The sequence below is a fragment of the Streptomyces sp. NPDC003300 genome (genome assembly GCF_040610915.1).
GTDB lineage: Bacteria > Actinomycetota > Actinomycetes > Streptomycetales > Streptomycetaceae > Actinacidiphila.
The window spans coordinates 152,071-169,771 of record NZ_JBEXNE010000001.1 but is presented as its reverse complement, the minus strand read 5'-3'; the positions used below and the strand labels follow the sequence as shown (position 1 = coordinate 169,771).

Annotated in this window: 3 protein-coding genes; 1 reads left to right on the top strand and 2 read right to left on the bottom strand. The window is 73.4% G+C overall.

What is annotated here, in order from left to right:
• Nucleotide 1: 1 nt before the first annotated feature.
• On the bottom strand, nt 2-454 hold the full coding sequence (locus tag ABZX65_RS00565; protein WP_355332737.1) for a nuclear transport factor 2 family protein: 453 nt from the start codon (nt 452-454) through the stop codon (nt 2-4).
• A gap of 170 nt (nt 455-624) precedes the next feature.
• On the bottom strand, nt 625-1,815 hold the full coding sequence (locus ABZX65_RS00560; protein WP_355332734.1) for a cytochrome P450: 1,191 nt from the start codon (nt 1,813-1,815) through the stop codon (nt 625-627).
• 423 nt (nt 1,816-2,238) lie between these two features.
• Between ABZX65_RS00560 and ABZX65_RS00555 the strand changes: the two genes are divergently transcribed.
• Complete coding sequence (locus ABZX65_RS00555) at nt 2,239-17,691, top strand: SDR family NAD(P)-dependent oxidoreductase (RefSeq protein ID WP_355332731.1); 15,453 nt, start codon at nt 2,239-2,241, stop codon at nt 17,689-17,691.
• The last annotated feature ends 10 nt before the right edge of the window (nt 17,692-17,701 follow it).

Sequence of the window (17,701 nt, the reverse complement as noted above, 5' to 3'; positions counted from 1 at the left end):
GTCACTTCCGGTCGATGAGGGTGACGTCGGAGCTGCCGTACAGCGCCATCATCCGGTCGACCAGGCCGACTTCGTTGACGTGGATCGTCATCACGATGTTCACCCGGATCATCTTCTCCTCCGCGTCCTTGGGCGGGATCGGCGGCAGCAGGCCCGACTCGGTCATCGCGGGACCCGCCAGCGGCAGGTAGTTGAAGGTCGAGACCATCGGCACCGACGCCCACTGGCCGTCCTTGGACGCCACCGGCATGGCCGCGTCCTCGAAAGCGCCGGAGAAGACGGCGGCGGCGGCGCGCTGGCTGAGCGCGTGCAGGCCGTGCTGCTCGCCGTTGCCCACCGGGTCCTCGAAGGTGCAGTCCTCGGCGTAGAGCTGGAGCAGGCCCTCCACATTGCCGTCGTTGATCATCCGACAGTGTTCGAGAATGAGCCACTTGGCCCGTTTCTCGTCGGTCATCGTGGCTGCTCCGATGGTCGGGAGGGCGGTGGGACGGGCGGTCGGGGACGGGGCGGGACGAGAAGTCGGGAGAGGCGTGGGACGGGCGGTCGGGAGAGCGGTCGGGAAGGCGTTCGGACGGCCGGGCGCAGGGCGAGGGCCGTCGGGACCTGAAGGGGAGGCCACGGCGGTCACGTGTGGACGACCGACACCGGCAGCGACTTCACACCGAAGAAGTTCCGGTCGTAGAACTCCAGCGGCTCGCTGCGGTCGAGCCGCACGTCCTGGTAGTGGTCGAGGAGGAGATTGAGGGCCACGCGCCCCTCCAGCCGGGCCAGCGGCGCACCGATGCAGAAGTGGATGCCCTTGCCGAACGCGACGTGCGCGTTGGGCGTACGGGTGATGTCGAACCGGTCCGGGTCCTCGAACTGCCGCTCGTCGCGGTTGGCCGACGCCAGCCACGGGATGACGATCGACCGCTCGGGGATGACCACACCGCCGATCGGCACGTCCCGGGTGGTGTACCGGCCGGTGATGGTGAACGGCGGCCGGTAGCGCATCACTTCCTCCAGCGCGGCCGGGATCAGCGAGCGGTCGGCGCGCAGCGCGGCGGCTGCCTCCGGGTGCTCCTCGAAGCACAGGATCGCGCTGCTCAGCATCATCGTCGTGGTGATGTGCCCGGCGATCAGCAGCAGCCGGGCGAAGTTGACGGCCTCCTCCGACGACAGCGGCTCGCCGTCCACCTCGCTGGTGGCCATCTTGCTGAGCAGGTCGTCACCGGGACGGGACCGCCGCTCCTCCAGCATGCCGTCGAGGTAGTAGTCCATCTCCTCGATCGCGGTCCGCAGGCGCTCGTAGTTCTCCGGCAGGTCGATGCCGACGATCTTGGCGGCGATGATGCGGTCCGCCCAGTGCCGGAAGATCGGCCGGTCCTCGGCCGGTACGCCCAGCAGCTCGGCGATCACGATCACCGGCAGCGGATGGGTCAGATGCCGCACCAGGTCGAAACGGTCCATGCCGTCGGTGGCGCCGAGCAGTTCCCGGCCGATCTCGGCGATCCGCGGCTCCAGTTCGGCCACGGTGCGGGGCGTGAACACCCGGCTGATCCCGCGCCGCAGATGGTGGTGCTCGGGCGGGTCGATCTGGGCCAGGTCACCGCGGGCGATCTCCGCCGCTTTCGGTGACACCGGGGTCGGGTCGGAGGAGAAGTCCTTCTGGTCCGACAGCACCCGCTGCACGTCCGCGTACCGCAGGACGTGCCAACTGCCGTTCTCGTCGCGGAACACCGGATGGTCGTCGCGCATGCGGCGCAGCCACGCGAACAGTTCAGCGCCGCCGTCGGCGGCCGACGGCGGGCTCAGCGACACAGCGGAATCGGTCACGCGAGACTCCCAGCGTATGACGCGCGGCGTGCGGATGCGGCCGTGGCCGGACACTTGTTTCACGCCGCGAATGAGGAATTATTCCGAATTTCATCGCCCGTGGACGGTAACAGCGTGCGGCAGTGGCTCAAACCCCGGAATAGGTATAGGGGGTGGGGGCCGTGTTTTAGGGGGTACCCCCGCGGGGGCAGGGGTCGTGCGGTCAATGACCCCGGTTGACTGGCCAGTTGAACGCTGATGGGATCGATTACCGGTCCACGTCCGTCCTGTCCGCAACCACGGATGACGGCGCGGAGGGCGACAATTCCGAGGCGATCGGGACGCGCACTCCGCATTCCACCGAGGCGGTGGAAAGTCTGGCGTTTTCGTGCGACCTGTATCACCCCCCGGGTCGTGGGATTCCGAAGGAGCTCTGACGTACTGGTGGCGGACACAAATGCCGACCGGAATTCGCTGAACGGACACAGCGGCGACCCCGCCGGGCCGGGCGAACCCATCGCCGTCATCGGGGTCTCCTGCCGACTGCCGGGAGCGGACGACCCGACGGCGTTCTGGGACCTGCTGCGCGGCGGCGCGGACGCCGTGACCGAACTCGCCGCCCCTCGTTGGCCCGTGGAGGGCGACGCGGACGCCGAGCCGGACGTCGATTCGGACATCGATTCGGACATCGGGAAGGGCGGTCCGGGCGGGCCGGGCGGTCCGGGAGATCCGGGCGGTCCGGGCGCGGCCGGTCCGCAGCGCGGCGGCTTCCTGGACGCCGAGCGGATCGAGGGCTTCGACGCGGAGTTCTTCGGCGTCACGCCCCGCGAGGCCGCCCAGATGGACCCCCAGCAGCGACTCGCGCTCGAACTGGGCTGGGAGGCACTGGAGGACGCGGGCCTCGCCGCCCTGCACCCCGCCTCCAGGACCGGGACCCCCGAGGCCGCCTCGGCGGAGCACCCGGGGAAGACGGCTCGACAGCCCGTCGCCTACGGGGTGTTCCTCGGCGTCATCGCCGACGACTACGCGACCCTCAGCGCCCGGTCAGGACCGGCCACCGCCCACACCCTCACCGGCCTGCACCGCAGCCTCGTCGCCAACCGCATCTCCTACGCGCTGGGCCTCAACGGCCCGAGCCTGACCGTCGACGCCGGGCAGTCCTCCTCGCTGGTCTCGGTCCACCTCGCCTGCGAGAGCCTGCGCTCCGGCGAGTCGGCGGTCGCCCTGGCCGGTGGCGTGAACCTCAACCTCGTCCCGGAGACCACCGAGCGGATCACCGCCTTCGGCGCGCTCTCTCCCGACGGCCGCTGCTACACCTTCGACGAGCGCGCCAACGGCTACGTCCGCGGCGAGGGCGGCGCGGTCCTGGTCCTCAAGCGGCTGAGCGACGCCGTCGCCGACGGCGACCCGATCCGCTGCGTGCTGCTCGGCAGCGCCGTCAACAACGACGGCGGCGGCCCCGGCCTCACCAGCCCGCACCAGGCGGCGCAGGAAGACCTGCTGCGCAGCGCCTACCGGCAGGCCGGGGTCGCGCCGGACGAGGTGCAGTACGTCGAACTGCACGGCACCGGCACCCGCGTCGGCGACCCGGTCGAGGCCCGCGCGCTCGGTACGGTGCTCGGCGCTGGCCGCGACCCGCGAGCGCCGCTGGCCGTCGGCTCGGTCAAGACCAACGTCGGCCACCTGGAAGGCGCGGCGGGCGTGACCGGCCTGCTCAAGCTGATCCTCAGCGTCCAGCACCGGGCACTCCCGCCGAGCCTCAACTACCGCCGCCCGAACCCGGAGATCGCGCTGGCGGACCTCCGCCTGCGGGTGCAGACCGGGGACGGGGCGACCGCCTGGCCCGACGCCGACCGGCCGCTGCTGGGCGGTGTCTCCTCCTTCGGTATGGGAGGCACCAACTGCCATGTGGTGGTGGGCGAATGGGCCGCGGCCTCGGCCTCCGTCGTCCCCGACGCGGCGCTCCCGGGCGCCGCCCCCGCGCCCCGGTCACCGCTCGGTGAACTCGACCTCGTGCCCTGGCCGGTGTCCGCGCGGTCCGCCGCCGCGCTGCGAGGCCAGGCCGAACGCCTGCTGGCCGTCGCCGAATCCGCCGATGCCGATGTCGATGCCGATGCTCATGCCGGCTCCGACTCCGGCTCCGACTCCGCCGACGGCGGCGGCCCGTCGAGCCTGCGCCCGGTAGGCCGGGCCCTCGCCCTCTCCCGGGCGGCGTTCGAGCACCGCGCTGTCGTCCTCGCGGCCGGACCCGCGGACGCCCGTAGCGCCGTCGACATGCTCGCCACCGGCATGCCCGCGGCCGGTCTCGTGAGCGGCGCGGTGCGCGCCGGAGGCAGCCGGGTGGCCCTGGTGTTCCCGGGCCAGGGCTCGCAGTGGGCGGGCATGGCGATGGAACTGCTCGCCACCTCACCGGTGTTCGCGTCCCGGATGGGGGAGTGCGACACGGCGCTGGCCCCGTATCTCAGCAGCTCGGTGGTCGAGGCGATCCGGGAGGGCGCCCTGGACGACGTGGTCGTCGTCCAGTCGGCGCTGTGGGCGGTGATGGTGTCGCTGGCCGAGGTGTGGCGCGCCGCCGGTGTCGAGCCCGGCGCCGTCATCGGGCACAGCCAGGGCGAGATCGCCGCCGCCTGCGTCGCGGGCGCGCTGTCCGTCGAGGACGGGGCGAAGACGGTCGCGCTGCGGGCGAAGGTGATCGGCGCGTCGCTGTCGGGCCGCGGAGGGATGCTCTCGGTCGGGCTGCCCGTCGGTTCCGTCCTCGAACGCCTCACCCGCTGGGGCGACCGGCTGTGCGTCGGATCGGTCAACGGGCCTTCTTCCACCGTGGTGTCGGGCGAGCTGGACGCGCTCGCCGAACTGCGCGCCGTCTGCGACGCCGAGGGCATCCGCGCCCGGCGCGTCGACATCGACTACGCGTCGCACTCGGTCCAGGTCGACGCGATCCGGGAGGAGGTGCTGGACGCCCTGGCCGGCATCACCCCGGTGGCGTCCGACGTGCTCTTCTACTCCACGGTCACCGGCGGCCGGCTCGACACCCGGGAGCTGGACGCCGCGTACTGGCTCGCCAACCTCCGCGGGCAGGTGCGGTTCGACGAGACCGTACGCGCGCTGCTGGCGGACGGGTTCGGCTACTTCGTGGAGGCCAGCGCGCACCCCGTGCTGGCGGTGGGCCTGGCCGAGACGTTCGAGGACGCCGGGTTCGACGCGGTGGCGCTCGGCACGCTGCGCAGGAACCAGGGCGGCCAGGAACGCTTCCTGACCTCGCTGGCCGAGGGCTGGGTACGCGGCCTGCCGGTCGACTGGCAGGCCGTGTTCGCCGACACGCCCCCGGCCCAAGTGGCCCTTCCCACCTACGCGTTCCAGCGCCGCCGCCACTGGCTGGACACCGCGACCGGCCGCCGTCGCCGACGCGCGGGAACCGCCGCCGTACCGGCCCGGCGCACCGTCCGGGACGCCGAGCACGACGGGGACCGGGACTCCGGCGCCGAACCGGCCGCCGCCGCCTCGTCGTTCGCCGCCCGACTGGCCGCGCTGCGCCCGGCCGAGCGGGATTCGACGCTGCTGCGCTTCGTTCTGGCGCACGCGGCGGCGGTCGCGGGACAGCCGTCGCCGGACGCGCTCGACCCCGAACAGACCTTCAAGAACCTCGGGTTCGACTCGCACCTGTCGGTCCAGCTCCGCAACCGCATCGCCGAGCAGGCCGAGGTGGCGATGCCCGCCACCGTTCTCTTCGACCAGCCCACGCCGTCCGCGCTCGCCCGCCACCTGCGCGCCGCCCTGCTCGACGCGGGACCCGCGGCGAACGACACCGCGGCGCCCCCCGCTGACCACCCGGACGCCGACGACTCCCCGATCGCCATCGTCGCCATGGCCTGCCGACTGCCCGGCGGCGTCGACTCGCCCGAGGCGCTGTGGGACGTCGTCGCGGACGGCCGGGACGTCATCGGCGACTTCCCCGACAACCGCGGCTGGGACATCGAGCGCCTCTACGACCCGCAGGCGCGGCGCGCGGCCACCAGCTACGTCCGGCACGGCGGATTCCTCGACGGCGCACCGGACTTCGACGCCGGGCTGTTCGGGATCTCACCGCGCGAGGCCCTGGCCATGGACCCGCAGCAGCGGCTGCTGCTGGAGACCTCGTGGGAGGCGGTCGAGCGCGCCGGGATGGACCCGCTGTCCTTGCGCGGCACCCGCACCGGCGTCTTCTTCGGCGCGATGTTCCAGGAGTACGGGCCGCAGCTCCAGTACGGCGCGGACGGCGTCGAGGGCCACCGGCTCACCGGCACCCTCACCAGCGTCGCCTCGGGACGGCTGGCCTACACGCTGGGCCTCGAGGGCCCGGCCGTCACCCTGGACACGGCCTGCTCGTCGTCCCTGGTCGCACTGCACTGGGCGGTACGGTCGCTGCGGTCGGGCGAGTGCACGATGGCGATCGCGGGCGGCGTCACGATCATGTCCACGCCCGGCATGTTCGTGGAGCTGAGCCGACAGGGGGCGCTGTCCCCCGACGGCCGCTGCAAGGCGTTCTCCGCCGCCGCGGACGGCACCGGCTGGTCCGAGGGCGTCGGCGTCCTCGTGGTCGAGCGGCTCTCCGACGCGCGCCGCAACGGCCACCAGGTGCTGGCCCTGATCCGCGGCTCCGCCACCAACCAGGACGGCGCGAGCAACGGCCTGACTGCGCCGCACGGCCCCTCGCAGGAGCGGGTGATCCGTGACGCGCTCGCCGACGCGCGGGTCGCCGCCGCCGACGTGGACGTGGTCGAGGCGCACGGCACCGGCACGACGCTCGGCGACCCGATCGAGGCGCAGGCGCTGCTGGCCACCTACGGGCGGAGCCGCCCCGAGGACCGGCCGCTCCGGCTCGGCTCGGTGAAGTCCAACATCGGGCACACCCAGGCCGCGGCGGGCATCGCGGGCGTGATCAAGATCGTGCAGGCCCTGCACCACGAGGAGCTGCCCCGCACTCTGCACGCGGACGTTCCCTCGCCGCACGTCGACTGGTCCGGCGCCGTCACGCTCCTCACCGAACCGGTGGCGTGGAAGCGCGGGGACCGGCCGCGGCGCGCGGGCGTCTCGTCGTTCGGCATCAGCGGCACGAACGCGCACCTGATCCTGGAGGAGGCGGAGGCTCCCGTAAGCGCTCCGGCCGCGCCCGGCGCGTCCGAGGCCGAGGTCGAGGCCGAGTCCGTATCCGCTTCGGCATCCGTATCCGCTTCCGCTTCCGAGGGCGGGGCCGGGGACCCGCGGGTGCTCCCGATCCTCACCGGCGCCCCCGCACCGTGGCCGGTGTCAGGACAGTCGGCAGCCGCGCTGCGCGCCCAGGCCGCCCGAATCCGCGACTGGGCGGGCGAGGCCGGGGGAGACGGCCCCGCGAGCACGGGTGACGGCCGGGCCGCCACCGGCCATGCCCTGGCCACCGCCCGCGCCGTACTCGAACACCGGTCCGTCGTGCTCGCCGCCGACCCCGACGGGACCCGTGACGCGCTGACCGCCGTCGCCGTCGGCGCGCCCACCCCCCACGCCGTCGTCGGCGCGGCCGACCTGCGCGGCCGGACCGTGTTCGTCTTCCCCGGCCAGGGCTCCCAGTGGCGCGGCATGGCCGCCGAACTCCTCGACACCTCACCGGTGTTCGCCCGCCGCTTCGCCGAGTGCGAGCGGGAGGCGGCCGCCTACGTCGACTGGTCCGCCACCGCTGTGCTGCGCGCCGCCCCGGACGCGCCGCCGCTCGACCGGATCGACGTACTCCAACCGGTGCTGTTCGCCGTCAACGTGTCCCTGGCCGCGATGTGGCGCGCCGCGGGCGTCGAGCCGGCCGCCGTCGTCGGCAGCAGCCAGGGCGAGATCGCCGCGGCCTGCGTCGCGGGCGCCCTCACCCTCGCCGACGCCGTCCGCATCGTCGTCCTGCGCAGCGCGCTCTTCGGCGAGGAACTCGTCGGCAACGGCGCCGTCGCCTCGGTCGCCCTGAGCGCGCGGGCGCTGGAAGAGCGGCTGGCCGCGTGGGACGGCCGCCTCACCGCGGCCGGACGCAACGGACCCACCGCGCAGACCGTCGCCGGGGACGAGACCTCGCTCGCCGAATTCGTCGCCGCCTGCAAGGACGAGGGGATCAGGGCCCGCGTCATCGGCTCCACCGTCGCCTCGCACTGCGCCCAGGTCGACCCGCTGCGCGACCGCATCACGCAGATGTTCGCCGACGTCACGCCCGCCGCGGGCGACGTCCCGTTCTACTCGACCGTCACCGGCGGCGCGCTCGACGGAGACGGGCTCGACGCCGACTACTGGTTCGAGAACGCCCGCAGGCCGGTCGACTTCGAGACCGCCGTCCACACACTCCTCGACGAGGGCTTCCGGTTCTTCGTCGAGATCAGCGCCCACCCCGTACTCACCCCCGCCATGCAGGAGACGTTCGAGTACGCCGGGACCGACGCCCTCGCCCTCGGCACGCTCCGCCGCGACGAAGGCGGCGCCGACCGCTTCCTCACCTCCGTCGCCGAAGGCTGGGTCCGCGGCCTGCCCGGCGTCGACTGGACCCGCCTGCTGCCCGCGACCGACGGGCGCCGCGTCCACCTGCCCACCTACGCCTTCCAACGGGCGCGGTACTGGCTGGAGTCGGCGGCGGGCGCGGGCGCGGGAACGGACGGCCTCGGCCTGTCCGCCACCGGGCACCCGATGCTGGGCGCGGCCGTACAACTCGCCGACACCGACGCCCTGTTGCTCACGGGCCGGATCTCGCTGCGCACCCATCCGTGGCTGGCGGACCACGCCGCTCTCGACACGGTGCTGCTGCCCGGCGCGGCCTTCGCCGAACTGGCCCTGCACGCCGCTGAATTGACCGGATGTGCCCAGGTCGAGGAACTCATCCTGGAAGCACCGCTGGTCCTCACGGGCCAGGACGGCGTGCACCTCCAGCTCACCGTCGGCGCACCGGACACGACCGGCCGCCGCGAACTGCGAATCCACTCACGACCCGACCGCGCCGACGCGCACGACGACTCCGGAAGCGTCGACACCGGCCCCTGGGTCCGGCACGCCGCGGGCGTCCTCGCCTCCGAGGCGCCCGCCGCTCCCGAACCCCTGACCGCCTGGCCCCCGGCCGACGCCCGGCCGGTGCCCGTCGAGGAGTTCTACGCGGACCTGGACGCGACCGGTTACGGCTACGGTCCGGCCTTCCGCCGCGTCCGCGCCGCCTGGCGGTCGGGCCAGCACCTCTACGCCGACGTCACCCTCGCCGACGAGCAGGCCACCGACGCCGGATCGTACGGCGTCCATCCCGCCCTGCTGGACGCCGCGTTGCACATTTCCCTGGCCCATGTGGACGGCCTGCGGCTGCCGTTCGCCTGGCGCGGGCTCGCCCTGCACGCCGTCCACGCCTCGGCGGTCCGCGTCCGCGTCACTCCCGACGGCCCGGACACCGTCGCCCTGACCCTCGCGGACGCCACCGGCGCGCCCGTCGCGTCCATCGAGGCGCTCACCCTGCTGCCCGTCGGCGAGGCGCAGCTGAGCCCCGCTGGGCGCCCCGCGAACACCCCCGCGGACCAGGCGCTCTTCCGGCTCGACTGGCAGCCCGCCGCGACCGCGGAGCGCGCCGCCGAATGGCTGGCCGTCGGTCCCGGCACGGGCGACGACGGCGTGCCCGACATCGCGGAGCTGCTCGCCCGCATCGACGCGGGCGCCATCGAGGCGCCGCCGACGGCACTGGTACGGCTCGGCGGGTGGGGGCACGAGGAGCCGGGCGGCGCGAAGGGTGCGCCGGGCGACGGCGACGGTTACGGGAGCGGGGCTTCGGGTTACGACGGCGGCCAGCCTGTCGGCGCGAACGGTGTCCTCGGCGACGGGAGTGGGACGGCGGCCCACGAGGGCGGGACGCCGGGCCGTACGCCGGTCGACGCGGCACTGCCCGCCCGCGCCCACGCAGCGACCGCCGAGGCGCTGGCCCTGCTCAAGACCTGGCTCGGCGACGAGCGGCTGAGCACGTCGCGCCTGGTCGTGCTGACGCGCGGGGCGGTGGCGGCGGGACCCGACGAGGCCGTCGCCGATCTGGCGACGGCACCCGTCTGGGGCCTGATCCGCAGCGCCCAGTCCGAGCACCCCGGCCGCCTCGTCCTGGTCGACACGGACGACACACCGGCGTCCCGGGACGCACTGGCCACGGCCGTCGCCACCGCCGTCGCGCGGGACGAGGCGCAGATCGCCTTGCGCGCGGGCGAGACACGGCTGCCCCGGCTGGTCCGCGCCACCCCCGGCGCCGCGTCCGAGACGCCCGGCACCCAGAGCGACCCACACCCCGCCGAGGCCGACCCGCACGGCACGGTCCTGATCACCGGCGGGACCGGCGCCCTCGGCTCGCTGCTGGCCGGTCACCTGGTCACCGAACACGGCGTCCGGCACCTCGTCCTGACCAGCCGCCGCGGACCCGACACGGACGGCGCCGCCGACCTCAGGGCCCGGCTCCGCGCCGACGGCGCGGAGACCGTCGACATCGTCGCCTGCGACGCGGCCGACCGAACGGCGCTGGCCGCCCTGCTGGACTCCGTTCCCTCCGACCGGCCGCTGACCGGCTTGGTGCACGCGGCCGGTGTGCTCGACGACGGACTCGTGCTGTCCCTCACCGACGACCAACTGTCCCGCGTGCTCACGCCGAAGGTGGACGCGGCGGTCCATCTGCACGAGCTGACCCGGCACTTGGACCTGTCGCTGTTCGTGCTGTTCTCCTCCATCGCCGCGACCTTCGGCAACCCCGGCCAGGCCGACTACGCCGCCGCCAACGCCTTCCTCGACGCCCTCGCCGCGCGCCGCCGCGCCGAGGGCCTGCCCGCGCACTCCCTCGCCTGGGGCCTGTGGGAAGAAGTCGGCAGCATGCGCGCCCACTTGGACGACGGCGACCTCGCCTGGCTGCGCGCCTCCGGCGTCCGGCCGCTGGCCGCCGACCTCGGCCTGGCCCTGTTCGACGCGGCCACGGCCACCGACACGTCCTGCCTCGTCCCCGTCTCGCTCGACCTGTCCGCCCTGCGCACCGAGGCCGCCCGCGGCTCCCTGCGGCCCGCCTTCCGCAGCCTGGTCCGCGCACGGCGCACCGCCGCCGCTTCCGCACCGGCCGACAGCGCCAGCGACCTGCGGCAGCGCCTCACCGGCCTCGACCCGCAGGAACAGGACCGGCTCCTGCTCGATCTGATCCGTGAACAGGCCGCAGCCGTCCTCGCGTTGCCGACACCGGACACGATTTCCGCGCGCCGCAGTTTCAAGGAGTTCGGCTTCGACTCGCTGACCGCCCTGCAACTCCGCAACGCCCTCGCCACGTCCACCGGCCTCCGGCTCCCCGCCACCCTCGTCTTCGACTACCCGACGCCCCAGGCACTCACCGGCTTCCTCCGCACCCTCGTGCTGGGCGCCGACCGGCCGGGCCAGCCGGCGGCAACGGCCCCGGCCGACGCGGCAGTCCGGGCGTCCGCTCCGGACAGTGACACCGATCCGGTGGTGATTGTGGGGATGGCGTGTCGGTATCCGGGTGGGGTGGGTTCGCCTGAGGAGTTGTGGTCGCTGGTTGCTTCGGGTGGGGATGCGGTGTCGGGGTTCCCGGTGGACCGGGGGTGGGATGTTGAGGGGTTGTTTGATCCGAATCCTGGTGTGGCGGGGCGGAGTTATGCGCGTGAGGGCGGGTTCCTCTATGGGGCGGGGGAGTTTGATGCGGGGTTCTTCGGGGTGTCTCCGCGTGAGGCGTTGTCGATGGATCCGCAGCAGCGGTTGCTGCTGGAGGCGTCGTGGGAGGTGCTGGAGCGGGCGGGTATTGATCCCGGTTCGCTGAAGGGCAGTTCGACGGGCGTCTTCACCGGAGTCATGCACCACGACTACGGCTCCACCGGCGACCGCCCCGAAGAACTGGAGGGCTACGCCGTCACCAGCACGCAGGGCAGCGTCGCCTCCGGCCGGGTCTCGTACACCTTCGGGTTCGAGGGTCCGGCGATGACGGTGGACACGGCGTGCTCGTCGTCGCTGGTCGCGATGCACCTGGCGGCGCAGGCCCTGCGGTCGGGGGAGTGCTCGCTCGCCCTGGCCGGAGGCGTCACGGTCATGGCGACCCCGTGGGTCTTCGTGGAGTTCAGCCGCCAGCGGGGCATGGCGCCCGACGGCCGCAGCAAGGCGTTCTCGGCGGCGGCGGACGGCGCCGGGTGGGGCGAAGGTGTCGGTGTCCTGCTGCTGGAGCGGCTGTCGGACGCGCGGCGCAACGGCCACCGGGTGCTGGCGGTGATGCGGGGCTCCGCGGTGAACCAGGACGGCGCGTCGAACGGGCTGACCGCGCCCAACGGTCCGTCGCAGGAGCGGGTGATCCGGGCCGCGTTGGACAGTGCCGGTCTGACGGCCGCCGATATCGACGCCGTCGAGGCGCACGGGACCGGCACGGCACTGGGCGACCCGATCGAGGCGCAGGCGCTGCTCGCGACGTACGGGCAGGAGCGGGCCGGTGAAGTGCCCCTGTGGCTAGGCTCGGTGAAGTCGAACATCGGCCACACGCAGGCCGCCGCCGGGGTCGCGGGCGTCATCAAGATGGTCGAGGCGATGCGCCACGGTGTGCTGCCGCGCACGCTCCACGTGGATGAGCCGACGCCGCACGTCGACTGGACGAGCGGCGCCGTCGAGTTGCTGACCGACTCCCAGGACTGGTCCCGGGGCGACCGCCCGCGCCGGGCCGCCGTCTCGTCGTTCGGCATCAGCGGGACGAACGCGCACGTGATCCTGGAAGAGGCCGAGCCGTCGCGGACCTCCGAGCCCGACGTCGCGCCGGAGGCAGGCCCGTTGGGGTCGCTGACGGTGGTGCCGTGGGTGGTGTCCGCGCGGTCGGCGGACGCGCTGCGCGGCCAGGCCGGACGCCTGGCGTCCTTCGTCGAGGCGGGCGGCGCGGAGAACTCCCCGGCGGACGTCGGCCTCTCCCTCGCGACGTCCCGCACCGCCCTGGAGCAACGGAGCGTGGTGCTGGCCCCCGACATCGCCGAGGCCGTCTCGGGGCTCGGCGCCCTGGCCGACGACACCCCGGCCGCCCGCGTGGTGTCAGGCGCGACGGTGCGGGACCCCGGCCGGGTGGCGTTCGTGTTCCCGGGACAGGGGTCGCAGTGGGCGGGCATGGCGTTGGGGTTGTTGGACTCCTCGCCGGTATTCGGGGCGCGGTTGGCGGAGTGCGACGCGGCGCTGCGTCCTTATGTGGGGTTGTCGGTGGTGGAGGCGATTCGCGAGGGCGTCCTAAATGACGTGGTGGTGGTTCAGGGGGCGTTGTGGGCGGTGATGGTGTCGCTGGCTGCGGTGTGGCGGTCGGTGGGCGTTGAGCCGGGTGCGGTGATCGGTCACAGTCAGGGTGAGATCGCGGCGGCGTGTGTGGCGGGTGCGTTGTCGGTGGAGGATGCGGCGCGCGTAGTGGCTCTGCGGGCGAAGGCGATTCGCGGGACCTTGTCGGGCCGAGGCGGGATGGTGTCGGTCGCGCTGCCCGCGCAGGACGTACGGGAGCGGATCGCGCGCTGGGACGGCCGTATTTCCGTTGCCTCGGTGAACGGGCCTTCGTCCACCGTGGTTTCGGGTGAACCTCAAGCGCTCGCTGAGCTGCTGACGGCGTGTGAGGCCGAGGGCGTACGGGCCCGTCGTATCGATGTGGACTACGCGTCGCACTCGGTGCAGGTGGACGCGATCCGGGACGAGGTCGTCCAGGCCCTGTCCGGCATCGAGCCGCAGTCGTCGCAGGTGCCGTTCTACTCGACGGTGACCGGCGGCCGTATCGATACGAGCACGCTGGACGCCGATTACTGGGTGACCAACCTCCGCCAGGAAGTCCGCTTCGACGAGACCGTCCGGGCCCTACTGGCGGACGGTTTCACGTACTTCGTGGAGTCCAGCCCGCACCCGGTCCTGGCTGTCGGTCTGGCCGAGACGTTCGAGGACGCGGGCTCCGACGCCGTCGCCCTGGGCACCCTCCGCCGTGACGAGGGCGGCCAGGAACGCTTCCTGACCTCCCTCGCGGAGGGTTGGGTACGCGGCCTGCCCGTCGACTGGCGGTCCGTCTTCGCCGGAACCCCCGCCCACCACGTCGACCTGCCCACGTACGCCTTCCAGCACGAGCGCTACTGGCTGACCGGTGAGGGCGGCCGCAGTGGCGATCCCAGCGGGCTCGGGCAGGAGGCCGTCGATCACCCGCTGTTGGGTGCGGTGGTGCGCCTGGCGGATTCGGATCAGGTCGTGTTCACGGGCCGGTTGTCGCTGGCGTCGCACGCGTGGCTGGGCGATCACCGGGTGGAGGGGACCGTGCTGGTGCCGGGCGCGGCCCTGGCCGAATGGGCGTTGCGCGCGGCGGACGAGGTCGGGGCCGGGCGGGTCGAGGAGCTGACGCTCCAGGTGCCGTTGGTGGTGCCGGAGGGCGGCGGCGTACAGGTGCAGGTCTCCGTCGGCGCGCCCGACGCGGACGGGCGGCGCGAACTCGGCATCCACTCCCGCACGGAGAGCGCCGCGCCGGGCGACCGGCCCTGGACGCGCAACGCCGCCGGCACGCTGCTCGACGGCAGCCCTGACACCCCGGACACGCTCACGGCGTGGCCGCCGCCGGGCGCCGAGCCGGTGCCGGTCGACGGCTTCTACGAGCGGGCTGCGGCGGCCGGTTACGGCTACGGCCCTGCCTTCCAGGGCCTGCGGGCCGCATGGCGCGACGGCGACGAGCTGTACGCGGAAGTGGCGTTGCCGGAGGCCGCAACCAAGGACGCGGCCCGGTTCGGCATCCATCCCGCCCTGCTCGACGCCGCAATCCAGGCCGTACTGCTGGAGCACCCTCACGGCTCGCCGGTCCGGCTGCCGTTCGTCTGGTCCGATGTCGTGCTGGGCGCGGTCGGCGCGACCTCCGTACGCGTACGGCTGCGGGCCTCGGGACCTGACACGGTGTCAGTGACGGTGACCGACACCGCAGGCGCCCTGGTCCTTTCGGTGACGTCCCTCGTGCTGCGCGCGGTGTCGGGCGACCAGCTCCGAGGTACCGGCGCGGACCCGGTCGACGGCCTGTTCCGGGTGGACTGGGTCCGCGCGACGCCTACGGAGGCCGACGCGGCGACGGCCGACTGCTTCCTCGTGCCGGGGGCAGCGGGCCTCGCGGCCCTGGCCGCCGCCTCAGAGCCGGTTCCGCCGCTGGTCGGCGTGGTCCTGCCCCCGGTCTCAGTCTCCGATGGCGTGCCGGGTGCGGTGGCGGACGCAGTAACCGGCGTGCTGGGTCTGGTCCAGGAGTGGCTGGCCGAGGAGCGGTTCGCTGGTTCGCGGTTGGTTCTCGTCACCCGTGGCGCGGTGTCCACTCACAGCGGTGAGCCTGTCGCCGATCTGGTCCACGCTCCGGTGTGGGGCCTGGTGCGCAGCGCGCTCGCCGAGAACCCCGGGCGCCTGCTGCTGGTCGACACCGACCACGACGTGGAGACGGCCGCGGATCTCGGTGCGGTGCTCGGTGTCGCGTCGGCGGCGGGTGAGCCGCAGGTGGCGGTGCGTGGTGGTGAGGTGCTGGTGCCGAGGCTGGTGCGGGCGCCTGCCGGTGGCGGGGGTTTGGTGCCGCCCGCCGAGGGCGCGTGGCGACTGGTCGCCTCCGAAGGGACGCTCGACGGGCTCGTCCTGGCCCCCCACCCCGCTGCCGACGCGCCGCTCGCCCCCGGCCAGATCCGGGTCGGTATCCGCGCGGCCGGTGTCAACTTCCGTGACGTCGTGGTCAGTCTGGGCATGGTCGGCACTGAGGAGTCGCTCGGCTGCGAGGGTGCGGGTGTCGTGGTCGAGGTCGGGCCCGGTGTCGCGGGTGTCGTGGTGGGTGACCGGGTGATGGGTCTGCTGCCGGAGTCGTTCGGGCCGTTGGCGGTGGTGGACGAGCGCTTGGTCGTGCGGGTGCCGGAGGGCTGGAGCTTCGAGCAGGCCGCCGCCGTCCCCGCAGTGTTCCTCACGGCGTGGATCGGTCTCGCCGACCTCGGCGAACTGCGGTCCGGGCAACGGGTGTTGATTCACGCGGCGACCGGTGGTGTGGGGATGGCGGCCACGCAGTTGGCCCGGCACTGGGGTGCCGAGGTCTTCGGGACCGCCAGTGAGGGCAAGTGGGACACCCTCCGGGACATGGGCTTTGACGCGGAGCACATCGCGTCCTCCCGGACTCTGGCCTTCGAGGACGCCTTCATGACCGCCACCGGGGGCGACGGAGTCGACGTCGTACTGGACTGCCTGGCGCGGGAGTTCGTGGACGCGTCGTTGCGGTTGCTGCCGCGTGGTGGCCGGTTCCTGGAGATGGGCAAGACCGACATCCGCGACCCGGAGGCCGTCGCCGCCGAGCACCCCGGTGTGACCTACCGGGCCTACGACCTGGCGAAGGCGGACCCGCAGCGAGTCGGCGAGATCCTGCGGGAGTTGGCGGGGTTGTTCGCGGAGGGTGTGCTGGAGCCGTTGCCGGTGCGGGTGTGGGACGTACGGCGGGCGGGTGAGGCGTTGCGGTTCATGTCGCAGGCGCGGCATGTCGGCAAGGTCGTGCTGCGTCTTCCGCGTGCGGTGGATGCCGCGAGTGCGGTGGTGATCACGGGTGGTACGGGTCTGCTGGGCGGGCTGGTGGCCCGGCATCTGGTGGCCTCGTACGGGGTCCGGGATCTGGTGCTGGCCAGCCGACGGGGCGAGGACGCTCCCGGAGCGGCCGAGTTGGTGGCGGAGTTGGAGGCGGCCGGTGCGCGGGTCGAGGTCGTGGCGTGTGATGCCGCGGTCCGGGACGAGGTGGCCGGGCTGCTCGCGCGCTTCGGCGGGGACCGGCCGTTGGGTGGTGTGGTGCACTGCGCGGGCGCGCTGGACGACGCGCTGATCGGTGGTCTGGACGAAGGCCGGGTGCGCGCGGTGCTGGGTGCGAAGGTGGATGCGGCGTGGCATCTGCATGAGCTGACCCGGGACCTGGACCTGTCGTTGTTCGTGCTGTTCTCGTCGCTCGCGGGCGTGGTGGGCACGGCGGGGCAGGGCAATTACGCGGCGGCGAACACGTTCCTGGACGCTCTGGCCGGTGTGCGCCGTACGAGTGGCGCTGCGGCTGTGTCGATGGCATGGGGACACTGGGCCACCGACTCGGAGTTGACCGGTTCGCTCGATGAGGTCGACCGGGCACGTCTGGCCCGTTCTGGTGTGGTGCCGATGAGCGTCGAGCAGGGAATTGGCCTGTTCGACGCGGCCGTGAACTGGGACACGCCGCTCGCCGTCACGGCCCGCCTCGCGCCCGAGGCGGCGGCGGAGCAGACCGCGGGAGAAGCCTTCCGCGCGCTCGCGCGCGGCCTGACGAGCCGTACCCCGCAGCGCCGTACCGCCAAAGCCGCTGTCCCTGCGGAGCGTTCGGGCGGCGCGGACCTGGCCGCGCGCCTCGCCGCGCTCGGAGCCGCCGAGCGCAGCGCCGTACTCGTCGACATGGTGCGCACCAACGTCGCGGCGGTGCTCGGCCACGGATCGCCGGCCGCCGTCGATCCGGCGCGCGCGTTCAAGGAGCTGGGCTTCGACTCGCTCACCGGAGTCGAACTGCGCAACCGCCTCGGCACCGCCACGGGACAGCGGCTCGCGGCCACCGTGGTCTTCGACCACCCCACCCCCGACGCGCTCGCCGCGCACCTGCTCGGCACGCTGCTGCCCGACGAACAACCGCCAGGTGCCGATGAACTCCTGGCCGAACTGGCAGCGTTGGAGACCCAGCTCGCCACCGTCGCGGCCGAGGAGGTGGACGCTGACCAGCGCGCCGCGGTCGGCCGCCGACTGGAGACACTGCTCGCTTTCTGGCGCGACTCCGGCACCGAGACCGGCTCAGGCACACGCGAGACCGGTGCCGCCGACCGGCTGAAGTCGGCATCCGCCGACGAGGTGCTGGATTTCATCAACAACGAGCTCGGGATCTCCTGAGCGGCCTCGC

Excerpts from the sequence above, each read along its gene's own strand:
- ABZX65_RS00565 (WP_355332737.1), bottom strand. The coding sequence starts at position 454 with ATGACCGACGAGAAACGGGCCAAGTGGCTCATTCTCGAACACTGTCGG.